The following is a 24,488-nucleotide window of genomic DNA, read 5'->3' on the forward strand; positions in this document are numbered from 1 at the left end:
GTGAACCTTTACTACAGCTTGGCACTGAACATTGAACCTACATGTGTAGGATAGGTGGGAGGCTTTGAAGCGATGACGCCAGTTGTCGTGGAGCCGTCCTTGAAATACCACCCTTGTATGTTTGATGTTCTAACGCAGGGCCCTGAATCGGGCTCGCGGACAGTGCCTGGTGGGTAGTTTGACTGGGGCGGTCTCCTCCCAAAGAGTAACGGAGGAGCACGAAGGTTGGCTAATCCTGGTCGGACATCAGGAGGTTAGTGCAATGGCATAAGCCAGCTTAACTGCGAGACGGACAGGTCGAGCAGGTACGAAAGTAGGTCATAGTGATCCGGTGGTTCTGAATGGAAGGGCCATCGCTCAACGGATAAAAGGTACTCCGGGGATAACAGGCTGATACCGCCCAAGAGTTCATATCGACGGCGGTGTTTGGCACCTCGATGTCGGCTCATCACATCCTGGGGCTGAAGTCGGTCCCAAGGGTATGGCTGTTCGCCATTTAAAGTGGTACGCGAGCTGGGTTCAGAACGTCGTGAGACAGTTCGGTCCCTATCTGCCGTGGGCGTTGGATGATTGAAGGGAGTTGCTCCTAGTACGAGAGGACCGGAGTGAACGAACCTCTGGTGTTCGGGTTGTCACGCCAGTGGCACTGCCCGGTAGCTAAGTTCGGAATCGATAACCGCTGAAAGCATCTAAGCGGGAAGCGAGCCCTGAGATGAGTCATCCCTGACCCCTTGAGGGTCCTAAAGGGCCGTTGGAGACCACAACGTTGATAGGTGGGGTGTGTAAGCGCGGCGACGTGTTGAGCTAACCCATACTAATTACCCGTGAGGCTTAACCATACAACACCCAAGAAGTGTTTCTGGTGCTTGTAGCAAGTGAACAAAGAACTACTACCTAATTCAGTGATAGCGATGGCAACAGCCACTAAGTCGTTACTCACGTCAGCTTTCCGAGATTGAAGTTTTTGCCTGGCGGCCATAGCGCCGTGGACCCACCTGATCCCATGCCGAACTCAGAAGTGAAACGCGGTAGCGCCGATGGTAGTGTGGCATTCGCCATGCGAGAGTAGGACACTGCCAGGCTCCTAATTAGACAATGATGTGTCGTTCACATCATTGGCCGAGAGGATGACACCTCGATGAAACGGCAGAAGATTTAGCATAGCGCTAGCCAAATTGCGGAGCGGTAGTTCAGTTGGTTAGAATACCGGCCTGTCACGCCGGGGGTCGCGGGTTCGAGTCCCGTCCGCTCCGCCACTAAATAGAGAAGGCCTTCCCATTCGGGAAGGCCTTTTTGCTTTTTGCGCCAGTGAGCAACGGCAAAAGGCATCAGATCTGCTCCTGTCCCCAGCTGGCAATCCAATCCTTAGCCTGTCTCCCCCGTGCCATCATTACCCTGAGTGTCATCACATGTTCTTTGTTCTGGCTATGTCTAGACGCTCTTGATGATGGACCACGCCAGCTTTTACTTGGATTTTTGACGGCAGGCCTGCAGTCTATTTCGAGGTTCAAAGCATAGGGATAAGACGTGATGGCAAGGATAGGCAGCCTGGATGCCCAGTTTATGCTGGGCAAGGGTCGGATTTTTACCGTAAAGGCACTAGAGATTGCAGAGGGAGAGTGCTGGGCCTTTATTGGCGGCAATGGTAGCGGTAAGTCGACTCTTGCCAGGATCCTGGCCGATGAGTTGCTCCCCAGCGCGGGGGTCTTTGAACATGATTTAGCCCCCTTGGCGCTCATCTCCCTTGAGCGGTTGCAGACCTGGCTGGCGGCCGACTGGCAACAGCGCAATAGCGATTGGCTGCTGGCCGAGGAAGAGGAGGGCTGGCTCACCCGACAGTTGATCCAGACTGAACACAGGGATGGGGAACGCTGTGAGGCACTGGCGGCGCAATTTGGTATCACCCATCTGCTTGATAGACCCTTTCATTATTTATCGACGGGTGAGACACGCAAGGCCATGCTTTGTCAGGCCTTGATGGCGCAGCCCCGCTTGCTGGTGCTCGATGAGCCCTTCGAGGGGCTGGATCAGACCTCTCGCCAGCAATTGACCGAAGCCTTGCTCATGCTCAAGCAGAGCGGTATCACCTTGATCCTTATCTTGAATCGCATCGAAGAGACGCCGAACTGGGTCGGCTTCATGGGATTGCTTGAGGAGGGAACCTTGATAGCTCAAGGGGCGCGCAAAGAGGTGCTGGCATCGGCTCGATTATTGGCGGCAGCGCGGCAACAGAGCCTGGCCAATTTGCCTTTGCCTGAAGCTGATCGTTCCCCCGAACCGCTGGCTGCACAACAGCCTCTGGTGTTACTGCACCAGGGACGAGTCAGCTACGGTGGCAAGACGGTTTTCGAAGGACTGGATTGGCGAGTCGCCCCCGGGGAGCACTGGCACCTGTGCGGCGCCAACGGAGCGGGCAAATCCACCCTGCTCAGCCTGGTATGCGGCGATCATCCTCAGGGTTATGCCAATGACCTGACCCTGTTTGGCCGCCGGCGCGGCAGTGGTGAGACCATCTGGGAGATAAAACGCCATATAGGTCTGGTGAGCTCGAGCCTGCATCAGGACTACAGGGTCAACTGTTCGGCACTGACCCTGGTGTTGTCCGGCTTCTACGACAGCATAGGGCTCTATGCGCGGCCAACGGACAGACAGCGCAAGCTGGCGCTGGCTTGGTTGACCCTGCTTGGCATGGCGGATCAAGCAGATCGCTCCTTTCAGCAGCTCTCCTGGGGCCAGCAACGTCTGCTGTTGATCGTGCGCGCCCTGGTCAAGCACCCGGCCTTGCTGATCCTGGATGAACCCCTGCAGGGGCTGGATGCGGTCAATCGCCAGCTGGTACGTCACTGGATCAGCCTCCTGGTGAGTCAGGGGCGCAGCCAGTTGCTCTTTGTCTCCCATCATCCGGAGGATGCGCCGGACTGCATCAGTCACAGGCTCACATTGCGGGGCCTGAATGACCATCTTGTCGAAGTGTTATGAGAGGGGGATTGCCGTGCGCTGGTGCAAGCTTCTCAGCAGCTGTGTTCAGGCTGCACCCGAGTGACGAGGCAGGTATAATGGCGACCTTCAAACAAGGTGACGGTATGACTGCAGATTATTTACAGCGATTCGGGGGTATTGCCCGCCTCTATGGCCAACAGGCGCTGGGCGCCTTCAGCCAGGCCAAGGTGTGCGTGGTGGGGATCGGCGGGGTTGGCTCCTGGGCGGCAGAGGCTCTGGCCCGGGCCGGCATCAACCAGATCACCCTGATTGACATGGATGACATCTGCATCACCAATACCAACCGCCAGATCCATGCCATGCAAGGCACGGTTGGCCGCCTCAAGACGGAAGTGATGGCCGAGCGAATTCGTGCCATCAACCCGGATTGCACCGTGACCGAAGTGGACGACTTCGTGACGGCTGACAACCTGGCCGAGCACATCAGGGTCGAGTTCGATTATGTGGTCGACGCCATCGATTCGGTCAAAGCCAAGGTGGCGCTCATCGCCTTCTGCAAGCGCAACAAGATCCCTGTGATAGTGGCAGGTGGCGCTGGCGGCCAGATGGATCCGACCCAGATCCGGGTCGCTGACCTTGCCAAGACGGTGCAGGACCCCTTGGCCGCCAAGGTGCGCTCCGATCTGCGCCGGTTGCACAACTTCAGCAAGAATCCGGCACGCAGGTTCGGGGTGGAGTGTGTCTTCTCCACCGAGCAGCTGAGTTACCCGGACGGCAATGGCGGTACCTGTCACGCCAAGGCGACCAGTGACGGCAACATGAAGATGGATTGCGCCTCGGGTTTTGGTGCCGTGACACCAGTCACCGCCACTTTCGGTTTGGTCGCCGCATCCCGGGTGCTGAAGAAGATTGCCGAACGAGGTGCCAGGGCCGACAGGGTCGTTGTTGACTCGCAGCAATAAAAGAGCGCCTTATGGCGCTCTTTTTACATCAATCATATTGGCGCAGTGACTCAGCTGGCGGCCAGGGCTCGTATCCCCTGCACTATGGCCCTGAGCCCGTTGCCCCGCGACGGGCTCAGGTGTTTCTCCAACCCCAGCTCGCTGAAATAAGCTTCGATGTCAAAAGCCTGGATCGCCTCTGCGGGTTGGTGATTGAAGGCTGCCAGGACCAGCACAATGAGACCGCGCACGATGCGAGCATCGGAGTCGCAGGCGAAGTGCCAGCAACCATCCTCACTCCTCTCCCCTCTCAACCAGGCCTGACTCTCGCATCCCTTGAGGCGATGATCTTCCTGTTGCCACTCGGGCGGCAATACCGGCAGCTGCTTGCCGAGCTGGATGATGAGGCGGTACTGGTTCTCCCAGCCATGGGCTGCTGCAAACTGCTGACGCAGGGTTTCGGCGTTTGGCTCAATGCCGATGGCGGTATAGCTTTCGAGAGTGTTCATGCCGGTCATCCGCCTTAAAAGAAGTCACTTAACTTGTGCAGCGCCGTCAGCAGGGCATCTACATCATCTTGATTGTTGTAGCAGGCCAAGGAGGCCCGCATGGTGCCACTGATACCAAGGCTCTCCATCAGTGGCATGGCGCAGTGATGGCCGACCCGCAGTGCGATGCCCTGCATATCGAGCAAGGTGGCGGCATCCTGGGGGTGAATATCCTCGAGCAGGAAGGAGACGGCGCCGGATCGTTGCATCGGTTCACCAATGAGACGCAGTCCCGGGATCTGCTTCAGACCCCTGACCAGCCGCGCCATGAGCGCGGCTTCGGCGTTCGCTATGGCTCCCCTGTCCTGGGCGAGCAGGAAGTCGACGGCGGCCGCCAGGCCGATGGCACCGGCGATATGAGGGGTACCGGCCTCAAACTTGAAGGGCAGGGCGTTGAAGCTGGTGCCTGCGAAGCTGACCCTGTCGATCATCTCGCCTCCGGCCTGCCAGGGCGGCATCCGCGTCAGCAGCTCGGTTTTACCCCAGAGCACACCTATCCCGGTCGGGCCATAGAGCTTGTGGCCGGAAAAAACGTAGAAGTCGCAGTCGATGGCCTGCACGTCAACCGGCAGGTGAGCCACCGCCTGGGCGCCATCGATCAGGGTCAGGGCGCCGACCGTCTTGGCTGCGGCGACAAGCTCAGCCACCGGATTGACGGTACCCAGGGCATTGGAGACATGGGCGACGCTCACCAGCCGGGTACGTGGATTGAGCAAGGCCCGATAGGCCGCCATATCCAGATCGCCACGCTCGTCCAGGGGGATCACCTTGATGATGGCGCCGGTACGCTGGGCGATCAGCTGCCAGGGCACGATATTGGCGTGGTGCTCTAGGGTGCTGAGGATAATTTCGTCCCCCGCCTTGAGCTCGCTCATCCCCCAGCTTTGGGCCACCAGGTTGATTGCTTCAGTGGCGCCGCGAGTCCAGATGATCTCGCGCTGATGAGGGGCATTGATAAAGCGGGCCAGGGTCTCGCGGGCGGCCTCGAAGGCGAGGGTAGCGCGACCGCTCAGGGCATGGGCGGCGCGATGCACGTTGGCGTTGTCGGCACGATAGAAGCCGTCCGTCGCGGCCAGTACGGCATGAGGCTTGTGGGTAGTGGCGGCATTGTCGAGATAGACGAGAGGGTGGCCATTGACCTGTTGGGCCAGAGCCGGAAACTGGTCGCGCAGCCGGGCGTGTTCTTGCAGGTTCATGCTCCCCTCATCATCTCTTGGAAAAGTCGGTCATGATCCGGAAAAAGGCGCGCAAACACAAGGCGAAGTGTCGTGCCCATTTCGGCTGATACGGCTATCTCTGATACAATGCCGCCCCTCATCATAAGCCAAGAGATCCGGCCCATGAAGCTCAACCCCAATCAGAACGAAGCGGTCAAGTACGTCTCCGGCCCTTGCCTGGTGCTGGCGGGCGCCGGATCGGGCAAGACCCGCGTCATCACCAACAAGATTGCCCATCTGGTGCAGCAGTGCGGCTATGACGCACGCAACATAGCCGCGGTCACCTTCACCAACAAGGCGGCGCGGGAGATGAAGGCGCGGGTCGGTCAGACCCTGGGCCGCAAAGAGGCGCGGGGGCTGATGGTGTCCACCTTCCATACGTTGGGTCTCGATATTATTCGCCGTGAACACAAGATTTTGAATATCAAGGCGAATTTTTCCCTGTTCGACGACACCGACCAGCTGGCCCTGCTCAAGGAGCTGACTGAAGCCGAACTCGATAACGATAAAGACAAGCTGTCGGCCCTTATCAGCCAGATCTCCAACTGGAAGAATGACCTCATCTTGCCCCCCCGCGCCATGCGTATCGCCCAGGGGCCGGAAGAGGTGCTGATGGCCCAGCTCTATGAGCGATATCACCGCCAGATGGTGGCCTACAATGCACTGGATTTTGATGATCTCATCGTGATGCCGACCCTGCTGCTCAAGAGCAATGACGAGGTGCGCACCCGCTGGCAGAACAAGATCCGTTACCTGCTGGTCGATGAGTATCAGGATACCAACACCAGCCAGTACGAGCTGGTGAAGCAGATCGTCGGCGAACGGGCCCGCTTCACCGTGGTGGGAGACGATGACCAGTCCATCTACTCCTGGCGTGGCGCCAAGCCCCAGAACCTGGTGCTGCTCAACGAAGATTTCCCCAGCCTCAAGCTCATCAAGCTGGAGCAGAACTACCGCTCCAAGAGGCGCATCCTGAAATGCGCCAACATATTGATTGCCAACAACCCCCATGTGTTCGACAAGGCACTCTTCTCCGAGCTCGACAACGGGGTGCCGATCAAGGTGCTGTTTGCCAAGAACGAGGAGCATGAGGCGGAGCGGATCGCCGCGGAGCTGATGGGCCACAAATTCATGAATCGCACCAGCTTCAAGGATTACGCCATCCTCTACCGGGGCAACCATCAGTCGCGCATCTTCGAGAAGGCGCTGATGACCAACCGCATCCCCTATCGCATCTCGGGGGGAACCTCTTTTTTCTCGCGCACCGAGATAAAAGACATCATGGCCTACCTCAAGCTGTTGGTGAATCCGGACGAGGACACGGCGTTTTTGCGCGTGGTCAACTTGCCGCGCCGGGAAATCGGCCCGACTACCCTCGAAAAGCTTGGCCAATATGCCAACCAGCGTGGCAAGAGCCTGTTTGCCGCCAGCTTCGAACTGGGGCTGGAGCAGCATCTGTCTGGCCGGGGACTTGCCTCCTTGCAGACCTTCACCAACTGGCTGGTGCGGCTTGGCGATCAGGCGCTGCGGGGCAACCCGGTGGAGGCGGTACGGGACATGATCAAGGAGATCCACTATGAAGAGTGGCTCTACGAGACGTCGCCCAGCCCCAAGGCTGCCGAGATGCGGATGCAGAACGTCTCCACCCTCTATCGCTGGATCACCGAGATGCTGGAGGGGGATGAGCTGGAAGAGGCCATGACGCTCGCCCAAGTAGTGACTCGTCTTACCCTGCGCGACATGATGGAGCGCAACGAGGGGGAAGATGAGGTCGATCAGGTTCAGTTGATGACGCTGCACGCCTCCAAGGGGCTGGAGTTTCCCTATGTCTTCATGGTGGGCATGGAGGAGGGTCTGCTGCCGCACCAGACCAGCATTGATGAAGACAACGTGGAGGAGGAGCGCCGCCTCGCCTATGTGGGCATCACCCGGGCCCAGACCGAACTCACCTTCACCCTCTGCAAGGAGCGGCGCCAATATGGTGAGTCGGTACGCCCTGAGCCGAGCCGCTTCCTGCTGGAGCTGCCCCAGGACGATCTGGAGTGGGAAAATCAGAAAAAGGTGACCGCCGAGGAGCGCCAGCAGAAGGGGCAGATCGGGGTGGCCAATCTGCGTGCCATGTTCAAGAAGGATTAACCGGTTGTTCTGGCTCGGGGCCAGTCAGCGGATACTGGCTTCTGCGTGTGAGCCGCGTTAATCGGGATCCAGGCTGGTGTCTGCCCCCAGCAGCGGCGTGATGTCGTTGCCCGGCAGGGGGGGCGATATGTAGCGACCCTGACCGAAGGGGCAAGCCAGTTCGATCAGTTGGCGCAACTGGGCCTGACTCTCTATGCCTTCCACCACCAGGCTGAGATCGAGGTCGCGACAAATGTCGCGCATGGCACGGATCAGAGCCAAGTCCTTGGGGGATTGCAGCATGCGGTGGGTGAGGCCATCGTCGACCTTGACGTAGTCCACCGGATAGTGGAACAGCGCGCTGAGAGAGGAAAAACCGGAACCGAAGTCGTCCAGACTGATCTGTATGCCCTTTGCCCTGAGTTCATGCAGGCTAGTGATGATATCCGCATGCTGGCGCGACAACTCCCGCTCGTTGAATTCGAAGATGAAGTAGCTGGTGCTGGCTCCCTCTTCTTCCAGGATGTCGAGTAGCGCCTGCACGGCGGCAGGACTTGCCAGATGCTGGCCGCACAGGTTGACGGCCAGTTTGAACTTGCGCAGACCAGCCTGGGGTTGCCAGTGGTGAAGTTGCTGGCAGCTCTGGCGTAGAATCTTGTGATCCAGAGCCTCAATAAGGCCGCACTGTTCCGCCAGCGGGATGAAGTCAAAGGCATCCTTGAGCTCACCTTCCTGGGTAATCCAGCGCGCCATCACCTCCAAGCCCACCAGGCAGTTGTCTTCAAGCCGGATCACCGGCTGGAAATAGGGGATGATGCGTCCCTCGGCCAGCGCATTACTCAGCTGCATTTCCGGTGAAGACCAGGCCTGAGCCATGCACTCGGCCGAGTAGTGGACAACCCGGGCGCGGCCATTGCGTTTGGCCTGGTACATGGCGAGATCCGCCTGATGAAGCAACTCGCTCACATCCAGACTCTGCTCGGACACACTGGCCACCCCCATGCTCACCGTCACCGCGACCTCTTTGCCAGCCAGCCTGAAAGGGTAGTCGAGCCGACTGATGATGCGGTTCAGTACCGGGCTTGCGCCCTCTTCACCCATGCTGTTATCCAGATAGATGACAAATTCGTCGCCGCCGAGCCGCGCCAGCAGATCATTCTGGCGCAGGCAGCTTTGCAGGCGGCGGCCCAGCTCTTTGAGCAGCAGATCCCCGTTGTTGTGGCCGAGTTCGTCATTGATCTGCTTGAAGTGATCGATATCGAGAAAGATCACCGTGAAGCCGACGCCGCCATGGCGGTGATAGTGGCTCATGGCGTGATGCAGGTGGTTCATTAACAGACTGCGATTAGGCAGGCCGGTGAGGGGGTCATGCAGGGCGTCGAACTGCAGCTTGCGTTCCAGCTCCTGATGCTGGCGTAGCTGTTTTTGCAGGCGCAGGTTGGCCTGACGCAGCAGCTGCAGCCGGTGATTGAGTTGGTCCGGGGAGTTGAATTCGTTCAGCTGCTGCCGGATCTGGCCCAGTTCCAGCAAGAGGGTGAGCTGGTTGCGCAAGAAATCGAGGAAGAGGCGATCATCCGTGCCCAGCGGCGCTGTGGTCGCCAGCAGCAGATGTGCGAAATAGTGCTGCTGCAGGCGCAGGGGCGTGCTGTACCAGTACTGGTTGCCCAGCTCCCGTTCGGTCGGATTGGTTTCGTGGCAGAGTTGGCGGATGACATCATCATCCCCCGGATCCTGACTTGGATAGAGATGGCTTATCTCGCTGCGCCCGAGGCGCACCAGCCGCAGTTGATGTGTCCCCAGAATATGCTGCAGCACGGCATCCAGCTGGGTCAACAACGCCGGGGTTGGCAGGCTGTTGGCCAGACGCAGGATGCGGTTGATCTGCTCTATCTTGTGCTGCCAGGCAGGATCCCTGCCGATCAGCGGTGAGGCGGGTTCGGCCAGCCTGGCGTGCGCATTGGCTTCAGCCAGTCGCTTGGCCAGGCATTCGAGCAGCAATCTGAGACTGGCTTGGTCCTGAACGTCGCCCTGAACCAGCAGCCAGCGTGCCCGGCCCTCGCGGATTGGCAGCACACACCAGCCCTGCTCACCATCCAGGGCCATCAGGCGCTCGCTCAAGCCCGGTTCTTCCCGACCGAGTTGACCTTTGAAGATAGGATCCAGATTGCGTTCGAACAGCCAGACAGGACCCTGGGCGCTGAGACCGAGCAGGCCTATCTGGTGCAGGGGGCAGAGTTGTTCAAGGTCATCAAACAGCTGCTGGTAATCCGCCTCACTGGCCTGTTCGGGGGACGGGAAGGCGAGGATGGTGCTGACCAGTGCCAGCAAGGTATGTGCATCTTGATCGAGAGGGTTAGCAAACATCATGGACTCCCGGGTGACGCTACTCTACAAGGGTAGTCGCAAGCCATGATAATAAAAGGGCCGCAATTGCGGCCCTTTCAATGACTTAGATTTTATCTGTCATGAAGTGAATGGCATTCTCAATCTCTTCATCACTACAGCTGGCACAGGTACCGCGCGGTGGCATGACGCCGTGAGTGCCAGTGAAGCCTTCGAGGGCATGCTTGCGCAAGGTATCGAAACCTTGCGCAACGCGGGGCTCCCAGGCTGCCTTGTCACCACGCTTGGGCGCACCGGCGGCACCGGTATCGTGACAGGCGAAGCAGGCGCCTTTGTAGACAGTCTCGCCATCACGGGGACCAGCAGAGGCAGTGCTAGTGGTGGCCGCCGGGGCTATTCCTTCCAGATCCTTGGCGGTATAGACGTCACCTACGGGCTTGATCCGCTCGGCGATGGCGTCCGGCGACATGTCGTCGGCGGCAAACACGGCACCGGACAGGCTGGCAACCGTAATGCCGGCGACCAGTAAACAGCTCAGTTTTCTCAACACGCTCATGTACTCCCAGCAGGCTCTTATTATCCCTAGAAACGGCGGGATTATAACCGAATAGTTACAAGCATTTAAACGCTTGTGTGTGAAGTGTTAAGCAGTCTGTGCGCCAGATCTGCCTCCCTGCTCCCTGTGCTGGTTATAGCAGAAACCCGGCCTGGGCCGGGTTTCTGGATAAAAGGTCGCTTCGAGAGCATCAATCCCAGTTGAGGATCACCTTGCCAGATTTGCCTGATCCCATGGCTTCGAAGCCTTGCTGGAAGTCATCGATATGGAAGTGGTGGGTGATGATAGGGCTGAGATCCAGACCTGACTGGATGAGACTTGCCATCTTGTACCAGGTCTCAAACATTTCCCTGCCGTAGATCCCCTTGATAAACAAGCCCTTGAAGATGACCTGATTCCAGTCGATCGCCATGGTGGAGGGGGGAATGCCGAGCATGGCTATCTTGCCGCCATGATTCATCTTGGCCAGCATGTCCTGGAAGGCGGAGGGCACACCGGACATCTCCAGTCCGACGTCGAAGCCCTCGGTCATGCCGAGATCCGCCATCACATCGGAGAGTTTCTCCTTGGCCACGTTGACGGCGCGGGTTGCCCCCATCTTGCGGGCCAGTTCCAGCCGGTACTCATTGACGTCGGTGATCACCACATGACGGGCTCCGACATGGCGGCAGACGGCGGCAGCCATGATGCCGATGGGGCCGGCCCCGGTGATGAGCACATCTTCACCCACCAGGTCGAAGGAGAGCGCAGTGTGCACGGCATTGCCGAAGGGATCGAAGATGGCGGCCAGCTCATCGGGGATATTGTCCGGCAGCTTGAAGGCGTTGAAGGCGGGAATGACCAGGTACTCGGCGAAGCTGCCCGGGCGGTTGACGCCGACTCCGACGGTATTGCGGCACAGGTGGGTGCGACCGGCGCGGCAGTTGCGGCAGTGGCCGCAGGTGATGTGGCCCTCGCCGGAGACGCGATCGCCGATGGCGAAACCACGCACTTCCTGGCCGATGGCGACCACCTCGCCCACGTATTCATGACCGACCACCATGGGCACGGGAATGGTCTTCTGGGCCCACTCGTCCCAGTTGTAGATATGCATGTCAGTGCCGCAGATGGCGGTCTTGCGGATCTTGATCAGCAGATCGTTATGGCCGAGCTCGGGGGCGGGCACATCCGTCATCCAGATGCCGGGTTCGGATTTGAGTTTGGAGAGTGCTTTCATGACGGTTCCTCACGGGCCGGGCCCGGTGCAGAGGTGGAGCTATGGGTCTTTTAAAAAGGGGCCTGCTGGCCCCTCATATTATTGGATGATGTTCAGGTCGCGGCCGATGCGAATGAAAGCATCGATGGCCTTGTCCAGCTGCTCACGGGTGTGGGCGGCAGACATCTGGGTGCGGATGCGCGCCTGGCCCTTGGGCACCACGGGGAAGGAGAAGCCCACCACATAGATGCCTTCGGCCAGCATGCGGCTCGCCATCTCGGAGGCCAGCTTGGCGTCACCCAGCATCACCGGGATGATGGCGTGATCGGCGCCAGCCAGGGTGAAACCGGCGGCACTCATGCGAGCGCGGAAGTAATCGCTGTTCTCTTTGAGCTGGGCGCGCAGGGCATGGCCGCTTTCCAGCAGCTCGAGCACCTTGAGGGTGGCCGAGACGATGGAGGGCGCCAGGGAGTTGGAGAACAGATAGGGGCGCGAGCGCTGACGCAACCAGTCGATCACCTCTTTCTTGCCCGAGGTGTAGCCACCGGAGGCGCCGCCGAGGGCCTTGCCCAGGGTGCCGGTGATGATGTCGACTCTGTCCAGTACGTCGCAGTATTCGTGGGTGCCACGACCGTTTTCGCCGATGAAACCGACGGCGTGGGAGTCATCCACCATGACCATGGCATCATATTTGTCCGCCAGATCGCACACGGACTTGAGGTCGGCGATGACGCCATCCATGGAGAAGACACCGTCGGTGGCGATCAGCTTGAAGCGGGCGCCATCGGCTTGCGCCTGCTTGAGCTGGGCTTCCAGATCGGCCATGTCGTTGTTGGCGTAGCGATAGCGCTTCGCCTTGCACAGCCTGACCCCATCGATGATGGAGGCGTGGTTGAGGGCGTCGGAGATGATGGCATCTTCGGCACCGAACAGGGTCTCGAACAGACCGCCATTGGCATCGAAACAGGAGGAGTAGAGGATGGTGTCCTCGGTGCCGAGGAAGGCTGACAGCTGCTGCTCCAGCACCTTGTGGCTGTCCTGGGTGCCGCAAATGAAGCGCACCGACGCCATGCCAAAGCCGTGGCTGTCGAGGCCGGCCTTGGCGGCGGCAATCAGCTCGGGGTGATTGGCCAGACCGAGGTAGTTGTTGGCGCAGAAGTTCAACACCTGCTGCTGCCCAACGGCGATGCTCGCCTGCTGTGCCGAGCTGATGATGCGTTCCTGCTTGTAGAGGCCCTCAGCTTGCACTTGCTCAAGCTGCTCGGTCAGGTGACGATAGAATCCGTTAGACATCCTCGATCCTCATTGGCTATTACAGCCTTGTATCAATATTGGGCAACATTTTACTGCAACTTCGCCGCATCAATTCAAATTTTTATGCTGATATTCAACATCTGTGAAACAGATCACCCGTCGAGTTGTGTCAGGGAGGCTCCGCGTCAGCATTGAGACTGACAAGAGGGGTCAATTGAGTTGTGACAGGCGAAGATTTATCAGCGGCCCAAACGGGTGATAGATAAACAGGGTGCTGCCCCCCGGTTCCTGAAAAAGCTGCTTGCTCAGGCATATTCCGAAGTCATATGGCGACAATGCAATTCAAGGGAAGTCTGTTGACGGAGCCCGCTGCTTGCCAGGCAACAGCCCCCTTTTGCTGCTCAGACTCGGCCATCTATCTGCGCCAGCTGACGGTAGTGCTGTTCGAGCTGCTGGATCTGTTCGCTGATCTGGGGCTCAACATAGGGGCGCAGCAGGAAGAGCACGCGCAGTACCCCCTGATAGAGCAGCGGTTTGGTGATACGGGTATTGGGGGCCTGGGCAATCTGGAACGGGATCCAGCAGGTCACCACCATCTTGATGGTCTGGCCCAGATCCGGCAGATCCTGGTCGCTGACCGCTATGATGCCCCCCTCGCGCAGGCTCTTGAGCAGGGCCTCCACGGCGGAGCGCAACTGCTCCTGGGCCTTGAGGTACTTCTGTTGCAGCAGTTCGTCGCGGCTGAGGATGTCCGGCAGGTTGGCGTAGAAGAAACGGAACTGCCACATCAGATAGAAGATGGCATCCAGATAGCCCATCAGCTCATCGAGCTTGATCTCCTTGCTGCGCGCCGGGGTGAAGCTCTCGCTCAGGTGGCGGGCATACTGGTCGAAGATGGAGTGGATGATGTCTTCTTTATTGCGAAAGTGGTAATAGAGGTTGCCCGGGCTGATGCCGAGGTGGGCGGCGATATGGTTGGTGGTGATGTTGCGCTCGCCCTGATCGTTGAACAGTTCGGTGGCGCTGTGAATGATCCTGTCTCTGGTTTTCATCGCTGGTCCCTCTGCCGGGCCCGCCTTGCGTCGAGGTCGTATCCCCTGGCGGCCCGTGATAAACTTTTCGGCAATTTCAAATTGGCTCACTATACACAGCTTTAATCGGCCGTCACACGTGGGCATCAACGCAGGCGAGGCAAACTCCATGATCGTAGTAACTGGCGGTGCAGGCTTTATCGGTAGCAATCTGGTCAAGCAACTCAATGCCATGGGGCGGACCGATGTGGTAGTCATCGACGATCTGACCGATGGCACCAAGTTCGTCAACCTGGTCGACCTGACCATTGCCGATTACATGGACAAGGACGAGTTCCAGGCGCGTATTGTCTCCGGTGACGAGTTTGAGGAGTGGGATGGCGGTATCGAGGTGATCTTCCATGAAGGCGCCTGCTCCGCGACCACCGAGTGGAACGGCAAGTTCATCATGGAGGTCAACTACGAGTACTCCAAGGACCTGTTCCACTACTGCATCGAGCGTGAGACTCCCTTCATCTATGCTTCGTCCGCAGCGACCTACGGTGGCCGCAACGACAACTTCATCGAAGATCCCAGGTTCGAGCAGCCCCTCAACGTCTACGGCTACTCCAAGCAGCTGTTCGACCAGTACGTGCGCCGCTGGCTGCCGGAGATCAACTCCCAGGTCGTCGGCCTGAAGTACTTCAACGTCTATGGCCCCCGCGAGCAGCACAAGGATGCCATGGCCTCGGTTGCCTTCCACCTCAACACCCAGGTGAAGAAGGGGGAGAATCCCAAGCTGTTCGAAGGTTGCGACGGTTTCCCCGATGGCGGCCAGATGCGTGACTTCATCTATGTGGATGATGTCTGCAAGGTGAACCTCTGGTTCTGGCAGAACCCGCAGCAGTCCGGCATCTTCAACTGTGGTACCGGCCGGGCAGAGCCGTTCCAGAGTGTGGCCGAGGCGGTGATCAAGCACCATGAGCAGGGCAGCATAGAGTACATCCCCTTCCCGGATCACCTCCGGGGCCGCTACCAGAGCTTCACCCAGGCTGATCTGACCCGGTTGCGCGCCGCCGGCTATGACGGTGAGTTCAAGACGGTGGCCGAAGGGGTGGCCGATTACATGGCTTGGTTGAACCGCTAAGCGGACCTGAGCTCAGGTTGCGCGCCGCTGATGAGTTCAAGCCGGTGGCTGACTACATGAGCTGGTCAAGCCGCTAAGCCGTTGAGCTAGGTGGGCCGAGCCAATGTCATCACAGGGCGCCTTATTTGGCGCCCTGTCTGTTTGGGTCGAGCCTGAGTGACGATATGAGGAGTGACATGACACAGTTACTGCATATTTGCCTCTCCAAAGGGTGGGGGGGGCTGGAGATGTATCCGCTACGGGTCGGCAGCGGCATGATGGAGCGCGGCTGGCGGGTCCATGGTCTGGCGCTGCGCGGCAGCAAGGTGGCCGAGGGCATGAAGGCGCAAGGGTTCGAGGTGTTCGAGGTCGATTCCCGTGGTCAGGCCTTGTTCCAGTTGCTCAGCCTGCGGCGCTGGATCAAGGCGCGAGATATCCGGCTGGTGCATTGCCACAAGTCCGGAGATTTGTTGCTGGGGACCCTGCTCAAGCGCCTGTTGCCGCTGCGGCTGCTGTTCACCGAGCACATGGGGGCTACTCGTCCTAAGCGGGATCTGCTTCATCGCTGGATTTACGGCAAGGTGGATCTGGTGCTCTCCATCAGCGACGAGACCCGCCGCCGCAACCTCAAGGCGCTGCCGCTGCCGGCCTCGCGCATCAAGCGGCTCTGGCTTGGCACCGATCTGACCCGGTGCGATGAGCCCGCCGCGGAGATACGCGCCGAACTGGGGATAGCAGAGGATGCCCTGCTGCTCGGGGTACTGGGCCGGATTGGCCGGGGCAAGGGCCAGCCCGATCTGCTGGAGGCCTTCCTGCTGCTGGCGCAGGCGCACCCCAGGCTGCACCTGCTGATCGTGGGCGGTACTCAGGCCAGCGAAGGGTCGGACGAAACGGTGGTGGCGGCACTGCGCCAGCGCATCGCCGAGGCGGACATGCAGGAGAGGGTGCTGCTGACCGGGTTTCGCCGCGATACCCAGCGCATGCTGCAAGCCATGGATCTGGTGGCCATCCCCTCCCATAACGAGGCGTTCGGCCTGACGGTGATCGAGGCGATGGCGGCGGGCAAGGCGATTGTCGGTGCCAGCACGGGGGCCGTGCCCGAAGTGCTGGGGGAGGCGGGCCTGCTGGCGACCCCCACCGACCCGGCCGCTCTCGCCGGCCAGATAGCCAGCTTGCTGGTGGATGAGTCGCTGCGCCAGCGGTTGGGGGTGGCGGCCCGGGAGCGGGCCGAGCGGGAGTTCAGCATGAGCCATCATCTGGATGAGCTGACTCGCCGCTACCTGGCATAAGAATGGATCTGCCATGATGAGTGGCGGTGGCCGTCGCCGCCCATGAAAAAGGCTTCCCGAGGGAAGCCTTTTTGCTATGGGTCAATTACGGGCTGTTTTGCCCATCCGGCTCTGGATCCAGAAAGCCTTTTACCCGGCTGTTGAGCTGCCAGCGCAGCAGCTCAGGCAGAGCCTGTTGACGCTGCTGCTGGGCTTTGTCGACCGGCTCCCCCTGTTCGGAGACCGTCAGATGCTGCTCATCCTGCCAGGGGTAGAACGTGGGTTTGCCGCTCATGGGATAGGCTCCCTTGTCATCGAGCCAGAGCGTGACGTTGTAGCCAAAGGCCCGGCTGGGATCGTCGACCGGCGCCAGCATGTTGCGCCCGGCCAGGGTCTGGTAGGGGGAATCCGACAGACTAAAGTTGTAAAGCGTCGGGAAGATGTCCTTGTGGGAGCCGACTCGCAACGGATCGAAGCGCCACGGACTGTGGGCCAGTATCGGCTTGGGCACATAGAGGTAGAAGGGCACGGCCCGGTCCAGTACCTGTTCGCGAGGATAGAAGGCTCTGAGGCGCCGCATCTGATGATCGCCACTGGCGGCGATCAGCGTCTTCTCCCCCAGGGGCGATCCCTTGACGGCAGTGACGAAGCGGCCCAGGGCATCGGCGGCGAACTGATAGGTCTTGAGGATATTGGTCTGTTCTATGGTGCCATCCTCGGCATGGGCCATGACCGCCGTCGTGGTGGCGATGGGTTGTGGCTGATAGCGGGCCGGCGTCTCATAAGGCGGGTGATTGGTGATGGTGAGAATGCTGATGAAGAGCGGCTGGTTCGCCTCCTCCAACAGGGTTTTCGCCAGACGGTAGGCGTAGTCATCGGGCACCCCCCAGGCGGTGATCTCCTTGGCTGCCTGAGGATAACGCTTCATCAGGGCGTTCTGGTCATAGACCTCATCGACCCCCTGTACCGGCAGATAGTTGACCAGATTGCGCCACATCATGTTGCCGGGGGAGATGAAGATCAGCTTGTAGCCTGCTTGCTTGTAAAGGGCGAAGGGGGTGCCGCTTAGGGTCTGGTGCTGAGCAGAGCTATGGCTGATGTTTTGCGCAGGGCTGTGAAAGAAGAGGGCTGCCAGAGAGGGGGCAGTGCCATTGTCTTCCGACAGGAAGCGCTTGAATACGAAGTCTTCTTTGAAGTGCGGGCGAAGGCTGCCGAGCAGGTCATTCTTGCCCGGCTCATCGAAGGCCAGCATGTTGCTGCCAAAGCTCTCCATCAATGCCATCACCACATTGGGTTTGTGCTCGGCGAGCCAGGGGTTGTGCGGTGTGCGCGCCATCAGGGAATCCAGGCCAACCTCTGCGAGCAGCGTCTCTCCCTCGGCATGGCTGACCGGGTTGAAGGCGATATCCTCTTCCCTGTCCTTGATGGCCCAGTCAATGGCCATGAAACCGTTCGGAGTCAGCTTGTTGAGGGCGAGCAGATCCGAGACCTGGGCGTTGCCGCGGCGCAGGGGGAAGGTACCCACGCTGCCACGGCTGATGACAAACAGCAGGGTCAGGGCTACCAGCAGATAGACGATGAAAGCGGCCAGCGGCCAGGGCTTGCGATCCCGATGAACCAGGGTGCGCCCGGCCCAGCGGGCTGAGAGCCAGCCCAGCAGCAGAGCGACAAGGGTACTTTGAATGATGGGGTAGTCCTGCCACATATTGCCGAGCACGGCCTGGGTATCATCCTCCATCAGGCCGAAGGCGAACACGTCTATGTGGGTATGGTAGGTCTGGTAATAGTAATAGTTGCCGATGGCGACGGCACCGATCAGGAAGGCAATCACGCCCAGCAGGCGCGGGGCCCAGGTCTGCACTCCTTGCCAACTACGCTCGCCAGCCGCCAGTAGCAGCCCTGCCAGGGCGAAAGGGGAGAGCGCCATGCCGGCGATGCGCAGGTCATAGCGCAGCCCGGTCAACCACATGCGCCGCACATCGTCGGCCCGGCTCTGCAATTGCCCGGGTTCGACGAAGTGGCTCAACATCAGATAACGGGCTGTCATCAGGATCAGCACCAGCCAGATCAGCTGGTAGCCCAGGGTAAGCAGCAGGGTGCGCAGTCGAGTTTGATACATAAGAATGTCCATTCACTACTAATAAAACCGGCCCCAGGGGGCCGATAGAATGCCTTGATGCCGACCCCCGAGCGCAGCTGCCCGGTTGGAATAACAGCCCCTTCTCATCGAAGCGGGCGGCATCAGCCTCCTATGATAAGGAACTCGCGGCGCGCCGTGAATGGTTTCTTGCATCAGCGTAGCGGCTGGCCGGATTCAACCCTGGAAATGTTGAGCCTGGCCGCCCTGTCGGGTGTACCAGTGTTGCGCCAGCTTCTGGCCCGCCTGTTTCTCTTTGGCTTGCAGGGTCTGTTCCAGCTCGTCGCGCGCCTGGGAGGCTTGCGGCTCGCCATTGGTGGCCGCGAGCAGGTACCAGGCATAGGCCTGGATCTGGTTGCGCGGCGCCCCCAGCCCCTGTTCACGCATCATGCCCATGCGGTATTGGGACGGCTGGTGGCCCTGATTGGCGGCCAGGCGGTACTCTTTGAAGGCGGCGCCATAGTCGGCCTTGCCCCCCTGGCCCAGGCGGAGCATCTCGCCATAGGCGTAGCGGGCATCCAGCTCATGCTGCGCCGCCGCTCTGGCATATTCGCGCCTTGCCCCCTCGAGATCACCCGCCTGCTGGTGCAACTGACCCAGATCGTACTGGGCGCGGGCCACACCGCCATCGGCGGCCAGGGTCAGCCAGCGTTCCCGCTGATCGGCCTCGCTCTGCTGCAAGCTGAGCTGATACTCGGCCTCATGGTTGCCCTGTCCTGCGGCCAGGGTGAGCCAGTAGTGTCCCTGGCTCGGGTTGTGTGCCAGAGGATCCCCCTTCATATAGGCCAGGCCCAGCCAGAGCTGCGCCTCGGCGGAGCCCCCATCGGCGGCTCTTTGGTAGAGATCGGTGGCCTCTTTGGCATCGGCCCGTTTGGCAAGGATCAGCAGGGCATCGGACTGTTGCTGGTCGGCGGCCTGCTTATACCATTGGGTGGCGATCTCTTGACTCTGGGTGACGCCGAGCCCCTGCTCATAACGCTGACCCAGCTGGTACTGAGCCTGGCGATCTCCCCGCTTGGCGGACGCGGTCAGCCAGTACAGCGCCTCCTCGCTGCCATCGGGCTGAGTGGCATACCACTGTCCCAGCAGCAACTGAGCCTGTGCATGGCCCTCTTCGGCGGCCGGGGTCAGCCAGTCGAGACACTCCTCGACCAACTTGCCCCCGTGGCGAGTCTGGCAATCGAGGCCAAGTTGATAACCGGCCTCCTCGTTGCCGAGCCTGGTGGCGTTTTGCCACCATTCTCTGGCCCGAGTCAGGTTTCTGGGCTCACCCAGGCCGGCCTGATACCAGTTGCCGACCTGCAGCGCCGCCTTTCCCCTCAGCTCTGCGTCTGTGTTGAGAGTGCCAAGCTTGCTGGCCCGCTTCATCCAGCCCATGGCTGCGGGATAGTCAGGCTTGGCAGCCAGTCGCTCGGCCAGCTCATACTGGGCCTGACCCTGGCCCTGCTGGGCGGCGGTTTGCAACTCGGCGTCGGATACGTGGCTGGACTGGCTGGCACAGCCGGCGAGCAGTAATACAAGCAATACGGGGGAGAGTTTTTTCATGGTACTTGGTTCACGGAGTGGTTAGTGAATGGCTGTTGGCGAATGGCTGGTTGGGACAGTTAGCTGCCGTATCAGGACTATTCGCATATTGCTGGCATCGAGGATGCCCGATCTTTCTATTCCTTTGGGCTTGAGGACTGCCCTGCTTGTTGTCCAGAGGTTGGGCTTGGCTCAGGGGGCCTCTTTCCGGCCAGCCGTCGCGGTGACTTTCAGCGGGAGCACAGGATGGTAAGGACGGTGTAGAGAGCGAATGTTGACCGCCTGAATGCAGATGGCCAACATTGTGGTCAAGAGTGTCTAGTTGACTGGCTCAAGATCCGTCCTGGGTTGCTTGGCGCGGTAGTCATCCATGATGGGAGCCCAGTCCATCCCGAGCGGTACCGGGTATTGTTTGAATAGCTCGCCATATTTCTTGTCGAAATCATCCATGCCATATTGGCGGACCACCGGAACTTTCTTGTCATACCAATCGTCGGTGACCTCTTCGGCAATACCGCGGGCGAGCAGCAGATCGGGTTTCAGTTTCAATGTTCCACCTTTCAACACCACCTCAAAATAGCCACCAGGGGCCAACCCAAAATAGAGCCAGCGACGGCGGTCATAACGTCCATCAACCAAATAGACCTGGCGCATCTGCTGCTCCAGATTGGCAGGCAGGTCCACCTTGATGCGATAACGTTTACGGTCATGAAAGGAAACCATTTCGATAATGGCTTTATCGGGTACGGGCACGCCGTCAGTAGGGAGACCACCACCGCCAGCCCAGTAATACTTTTGATTGATGATGTTCTTATGGGGCGCGCCAGCATTACAACCCCCCCCCGGCATAGCCAACCACCATTTTGTTCTGTCGATAGAACTCCGCTTTGGTCGTGCAGAAGCTATCAATATTACTGCCAGTGCCGTAGTCCCAAGCAAAACGAGGAATGGGCTGCTGAGCGGTACAGGCCATCAATGACAGGGTGACCCCCAACAACGCGACGACATATCTCATATTCATAGATCCTCATTCCCTATCAACTCTCGCCTTTCCTTGCTGATGCTGGGCTCATATTTATTGGTATTTACCGGGTTGGCAATGCCCTGGTTGCTGACACTGCGGTGCGTATAGCCAGGGAGCACAGGATGGTAATGAAGATGTAGAGAAGGAATGTTGGCTACCTGAATGAGATGGCCAACATTGTGGTCAAGAGTGTCTAGTTGACTGGCTTAAGATCCGTCTTGGGTTGGTTGGCGCGGTAGTCATCCATGATGGGGGCCCAGTCCATACCGAGTGGTACTGGGTGCTGCTTGAATAGCTCGCCATATTTCTTGTCGAATCCAGACCAGCGCTTTTCATACTGCTTTGGTAGCGGAATAGCCTTATCTCGCCAATCATCGGTGACCTCTTCGGCGATACCGCGAGTGAGCAGCAGGTCAGGGCTGAGCTGTAATCCTCCTCCGGTTAGCACAACCTCAAAATAACCACCGGGTGCCAGGCCAAAGTAGAGGCGATTTCGCCTGTCATAACGCCCTTGGACTAAATAAACCTGGCGCATCTGCTGCTCGAGATCGGCGGGCAAGCCCACCTTGATGCGGTAGCGTTTTCGATCATGAAACGAGACCATTTCAACCACGGCTCTATCGGGTACGGGCACGCCGTCAGTAGGCAGACCACCGCCGCCCGCCCAGTAGTATTTTTGATTGATGATGTCTTTATGGGGAGCCCCTGCATTGCAGCCTCCTCCTGGATAGCCAACCACCAATTTATTTTGTCGATAGAACTCGGCTTTGGTGGTGCAAAAGCTATCAATATTGCTGCCTGTACCGTAACGCCAGGCAAAAGGCTTGATCGGCTCTTGCGCCGCACAGGCCAACAAGGGACAGAGCAACCCCAGCATGAATATCCATCGCGTTAGCATCATGACTCCTTGTTCCCTATCAGCTCGCGTCTCTCCTTGCTGATGCTGGGCTCGTGTTTATTGGTATTGGCCGGATTGGCGAGTCCTTGATTGCTGGCACTGTGGTGCAGATAGTCACGACGCAGCGCCTTATAAGTATCCGGCGACAACTGATAAGCCAGGCTCTTGGATACTCCCTGGGCTATGGCCGCCTGGGCCCAATGCTGATCCAGCTTCGTCAAATTAACCTCTGGTTGTTTGATTGCTCCTGCAGCCAAGGTCAGAGAAGGATCATTGATATCCCAATCTTGGAACGGCACCCCCACGGCGCGGCCCGCTTCCACCATCATATGGAGCGGGATACGGGAGTATTCCCCCTCCACCACCCGGTTCATCAGCACCTCCACATAGACCGACTTCTTGCCGGGGCCTGCATTGTTCTTGCCTTCGGGGCGCCGGAAGGAGTAGGGCTTCAGGCTGATTGCCCCCAGGGTTGGCACTGCGCCACGGGGCAGGTTGGGGTTGATGCGATTGACCCAGCCCATGGCCTTTTTCTCCTCGGCATAGGCTTTGGCTTTTTGGTAGGCACGGCTCTCCGTATCCGGGGTTGATACTCGTTCCTGGCTCATAAATCGCTCCAGCTCGATGCACTCGGTCAGGGCCGGATCGCTATTGGGGTTGCCCAAGTTGTTGGCGGTGCCATCAAAGAACACCCCGATACGCAGGGTATTCAGCTGATAGCCTTTCACCTCAATCACGTAGGAGTGTTTGGTGATAAACCGTGGCGGCTGAGCTTGCCCAGCTTTGTGCCCTTCCGGTAGCGGCTGTTCGGGGTCGGTGAGACAAAGGTCGCCGGAAGTCACCTTGATGTGTTCGCGCTTTACATCGTCGTGTCCGAAGAGTTTGTCGGTATAAGCGGGAACCTGGCTGGTTTCGCCCTCTTTCAGGGCTTCACGTGATTGGGCGACTTTGAGCCAGGGCTGGGTCTCCAGCTTGACCGTGACCGGCCCCACCGCAAAGCCTTGTACCAGGGTTGGGCCATCTTTCAGGGTCACGGTTTTGCTGGTGCCAGTGGCATCGGTCAAGGTGGCCTTTTGCCCCTTGAACGAGCGGTTTTGTTCGTCGCGAACGTCTATCTCAATCCAGCAGTTGTTCTTCTCACAGGGGATGCAGTGGGCACTGATAGCCATTACACAGCTCCTATCAAATCAGGGTGTTTGTTCAGCCAGTTATTCACCTGAGCCATTTCGTCGTCGGTCAGCATCAACGGTGCTCTGATGGCATCCAGCGTCATGCTTGCCTGCAGTGTGAGAGCACCTGCCACCACGCCATCAAGGACGTCGCCTGCCAGCCCAGCTTGATTGGCCTGCTTGAGGACGGTGGTAATGGCGGCTTCCGGATTGGGATGGCGCGCCATCATATCCTCCATCCGTTGCCAGAAGTGGCGAGAGAGGATGTAGGCGTGACGGCTTTCGTCATACAGCGGTGCCAGGTGGTGAGGCTGGACGCGAAACCAAGGGGCTTGGCGGGGAGTCAATTCGGTATCAGGTGTGCGCTGCCACGCACTGTCGTTGGCCCACAGGCTTGAGCAGGGCCCCAGCACATCATCGAGCTCCTGCTGGCTCATTGTGGCCAGCATCTTGGGAAAGACCCGATTATCGGCATAACGCAGCCACATCACTTCCCCTTCGAAGGCTACCTCTATCAGGCTTTGCCAGTGCTGGTGGACAACGTCGATAGCGGCATCGCTTGTGACGTAGACGCCGCCCAGTTGCGGGTGAGCCGCGATAAACTCGGGAGCTGGGTCGGGCAGTAGCCAAGGACCTTGTTCGGCTTGGTCCGCAAACGCCGTACCGGCAAACAAGGGGATTGCATTCGTACCGCCCTGGTTGCAGTAGTCTGCAACAGCAGTGGTATCGAGCGCAGCATCGACGATGGCAAACAGTGGGCCGGGATATTGGCTACGCCACTCTTGAAAAGTCATTCCTTACCTCCCTGGGCAAAGGGGCAGGGCTTCACCAGCGGAGCCATAGACTCCATGCTCTTTTGAATGACGCTCGCCGGGATAGTGGCTGGTGGTGCGGGTGGTACTTTGACAGCCCCCGGTAAGCCGGGCATTTGACCAGCCCAACCTGAGCCTGAGCCGGGACTACCGCCAGAGTTCATCTTGATGGTGGGGCCGACCAGGGTGACGCCACTGGGGTCAACCTTCACAAAGCTACCGCCGACCTTGAGGGTCAGCTCGGAGCCTGCTTCCAACACAATCTTGTTGCCGACCTTGATGTGAACCTCTTGGCCAGCCTCAACCAGCAGCGACTGGGCCAGCTTCTGATGCAGGGAGGCATCGACCGTGAGCGAGTAGTCCGCCTTGATGTGGTCACGCTTCTCGCCCTCTACCGTCAGGTGGTCATTG

17 protein-coding genes, 1 tRNA gene, 2 rRNA genes and 2 pseudogenes (1 of these 22 only partly in view) are annotated in these 24,488 nt (G+C 59.2%); 8 read left to right on the plus strand and 14 right to left on the minus strand.

Annotated elements, in window-relative coordinates; all coding sequences use genetic code 11:
• The 5 genes from ACSMDR_RS21110 to tcdA all read left to right on the plus strand — a co-directional run.
• Positions 1-839 (plus strand): 23S ribosomal RNA (locus ACSMDR_RS21110) (it extends 2,051 nt beyond the left edge of the window).
• Positions 840-967: 128 nt separating this feature from the next.
• Positions 968-1,082 (plus strand): 5S ribosomal RNA (rrf, locus tag ACSMDR_RS21115).
• Positions 1,083-1,179: 97 nt separating this feature from the next.
• Positions 1,180-1,256: transfer RNA gene (locus ACSMDR_RS21120), tRNA-Asp, on the plus strand.
• Between the two features lie 274 nt (positions 1,257-1,530).
• The gene (modF, locus tag ACSMDR_RS21125; protein WP_436469611.1) at positions 1,531-2,979 is read left to right on the plus strand and encodes a molybdate ABC transporter ATP-binding protein ModF; all 1,449 of its coding nucleotides are present in this window, start codon (positions 1,531-1,533) and stop codon (positions 2,977-2,979) included.
• Positions 2,980-3,083: 104 nt separating this feature from the next.
• Entirely contained in the window at positions 3,084-3,902 is an 819-nt protein-coding gene (gene tcdA / locus ACSMDR_RS21130; protein WP_436469588.1) for a tRNA cyclic N6-threonylcarbamoyladenosine(37) synthase TcdA, read from the plus strand.
• 50 nt (positions 3,903-3,952) lie between these two features.
• Here the strand turns inward: tcdA and ACSMDR_RS21135 are convergent, their stop codons facing one another.
• A complete protein-coding gene (locus tag ACSMDR_RS21135) occupies positions 3,953-4,390 on the minus strand; it encodes a SufE family protein (protein WP_040319112.1) in 438 nt (145 codons plus the stop codon).
• Between the two features lie 14 nt (positions 4,391-4,404).
• Positions 4,405-5,625: an aminotransferase class V-fold PLP-dependent enzyme gene (locus ACSMDR_RS21140; RefSeq protein ID WP_436469590.1), complete on the minus strand. Its 1,221-nt coding sequence runs from the start codon at positions 5,623-5,625 to the stop codon at positions 4,405-4,407.
• A 144-nt stretch (positions 5,626-5,769) separates the two neighbouring features.
• Here ACSMDR_RS21140 and rep point away from each other — a divergent pair, with 144 nt between their 5' ends.
• The gene (rep, locus tag ACSMDR_RS21145; protein ID WP_436469592.1) at positions 5,770-7,782 is read left to right on the plus strand and encodes a DNA helicase Rep; all 2,013 of its coding nucleotides are present in this window, start codon (positions 5,770-5,772) and stop codon (positions 7,780-7,782) included.
• A 57-nt stretch (positions 7,783-7,839) separates the two neighbouring features.
• On the opposite strand, the gene ACSMDR_RS21150 is transcribed toward rep, so the two are convergent.
• The 5 genes from ACSMDR_RS21150 to ACSMDR_RS21170 all read right to left on the minus strand — a co-directional run bounded on the left by ACSMDR_RS21150 (position 7,840) and on the right by ACSMDR_RS21170 (position 14,161).
• Positions 7,840-10,125 (minus strand): putative bifunctional diguanylate cyclase/phosphodiesterase, encoded by a 2,286-nt coding sequence (locus ACSMDR_RS21150; RefSeq protein WP_436469593.1) that lies wholly within the window; start codon positions 10,123-10,125, stop codon positions 7,840-7,842.
• An 85-nt stretch (positions 10,126-10,210) separates the two neighbouring features.
• Positions 10,211-10,660: a c-type cytochrome gene (locus ACSMDR_RS21155; RefSeq protein WP_005900578.1), complete on the minus strand. Its 450-nt coding sequence runs from the start codon at positions 10,658-10,660 to the stop codon at positions 10,211-10,213.
• 190 nt (positions 10,661-10,850) lie between these two features.
• Entirely contained in the window at positions 10,851-11,876 is a 1,026-nt protein-coding gene (tdh, locus tag ACSMDR_RS21160) for an L-threonine 3-dehydrogenase (protein ID WP_005900576.1), read from the minus strand.
• 78 nt (positions 11,877-11,954) lie between these two features.
• Positions 11,955-13,148 (minus strand): glycine C-acetyltransferase, encoded by a 1,194-nt coding sequence (locus tag ACSMDR_RS21165; protein ID WP_042044113.1) that lies wholly within the window; start codon positions 13,146-13,148, stop codon positions 11,955-11,957.
• Between the two features lie 362 nt (positions 13,149-13,510).
• Positions 13,511-14,161, minus strand: coding sequence for a TetR/AcrR family transcriptional regulator (locus tag ACSMDR_RS21170; protein ID WP_005900572.1), 651 nt, complete (start codon positions 14,159-14,161; stop codon positions 13,511-13,513).
• 148 nt (positions 14,162-14,309) lie between these two features.
• Here ACSMDR_RS21170 and rfaD point away from each other — a divergent pair, with 148 nt between their 5' ends.
• Positions 14,310-15,266 carry an ADP-glyceromanno-heptose 6-epimerase gene (gene rfaD, locus ACSMDR_RS21175; RefSeq protein WP_005900567.1) on the plus strand — a complete coding sequence of 319 codons (957 nt, stop codon included), beginning with the start codon at positions 14,310-14,312 and terminating at the stop codon, positions 15,264-15,266.
• 176 nt (positions 15,267-15,442) lie between these two features.
• Positions 15,443-16,534: a glycosyltransferase family 4 protein gene (locus ACSMDR_RS21180; protein ID WP_436469594.1), complete on the plus strand. Its 1,092-nt coding sequence runs from the start codon at positions 15,443-15,445 to the stop codon at positions 16,532-16,534.
• A gap of 85 nt (positions 16,535-16,619) precedes the next feature.
• Here ACSMDR_RS21180 and ACSMDR_RS21185 read toward each other — a convergent pair whose 3' ends face one another.
• The 7 genes and pseudogenes from ACSMDR_RS21185 to ACSMDR_RS21215 form a co-directional block, all read right to left on the minus strand.
• A complete protein-coding gene (locus ACSMDR_RS21185; protein ID WP_436469595.1) occupies positions 16,620-18,632 on the minus strand; it encodes an LTA synthase family protein in 2,013 nt (670 codons plus the stop codon).
• 195 nt (positions 18,633-18,827) lie between these two features.
• The gene (locus ACSMDR_RS21190) at positions 18,828-20,195 is read right to left on the minus strand and encodes an SEL1-like repeat protein (protein WP_436469596.1); all 1,368 of its coding nucleotides are present in this window, start codon (positions 20,193-20,195) and stop codon (positions 18,828-18,830) included.
• 297 nt (positions 20,196-20,492) lie between these two features.
• Positions 20,493-21,189: pseudogene (locus tag ACSMDR_RS21195) on the minus strand (DUF2931 family protein).
• A gap of 202 nt (positions 21,190-21,391) precedes the next feature.
• Positions 21,392-22,075, minus strand: a complete 684-nt coding sequence (locus ACSMDR_RS21200) for a DUF2931 family protein (protein ID WP_436469597.1) — start codon at positions 22,073-22,075, stop codon at positions 21,392-21,394.
• Between the two features lie 20 nt (positions 22,076-22,095).
• Entirely contained in the window at positions 22,096-23,265 is a 1,170-nt protein-coding gene (locus ACSMDR_RS21205) for a hypothetical protein (RefSeq protein ID WP_436469598.1), read from the minus strand.
• Entirely contained in the window at positions 23,265-24,059 is a 795-nt protein-coding gene (locus ACSMDR_RS21210) for a DUF4123 domain-containing protein (RefSeq protein WP_254196505.1), read from the minus strand. The genes ACSMDR_RS21205 and ACSMDR_RS21210 overlap by 1 nt, the downstream gene beginning before the upstream one ends.
• Positions 24,056-24,488, minus strand: a pseudogene (locus ACSMDR_RS21215) (type VI secretion system tip protein VgrG); the annotation flags it as partial. The gene ACSMDR_RS21210 and the pseudogene ACSMDR_RS21215, both read right to left, overlap by 4 nt.

The organism is Aeromonas molluscorum (genome assembly GCF_051376105.1).
GTDB lineage: Bacteria > Pseudomonadota > Gammaproteobacteria > Enterobacterales > Aeromonadaceae > Aeromonas > Aeromonas molluscorum.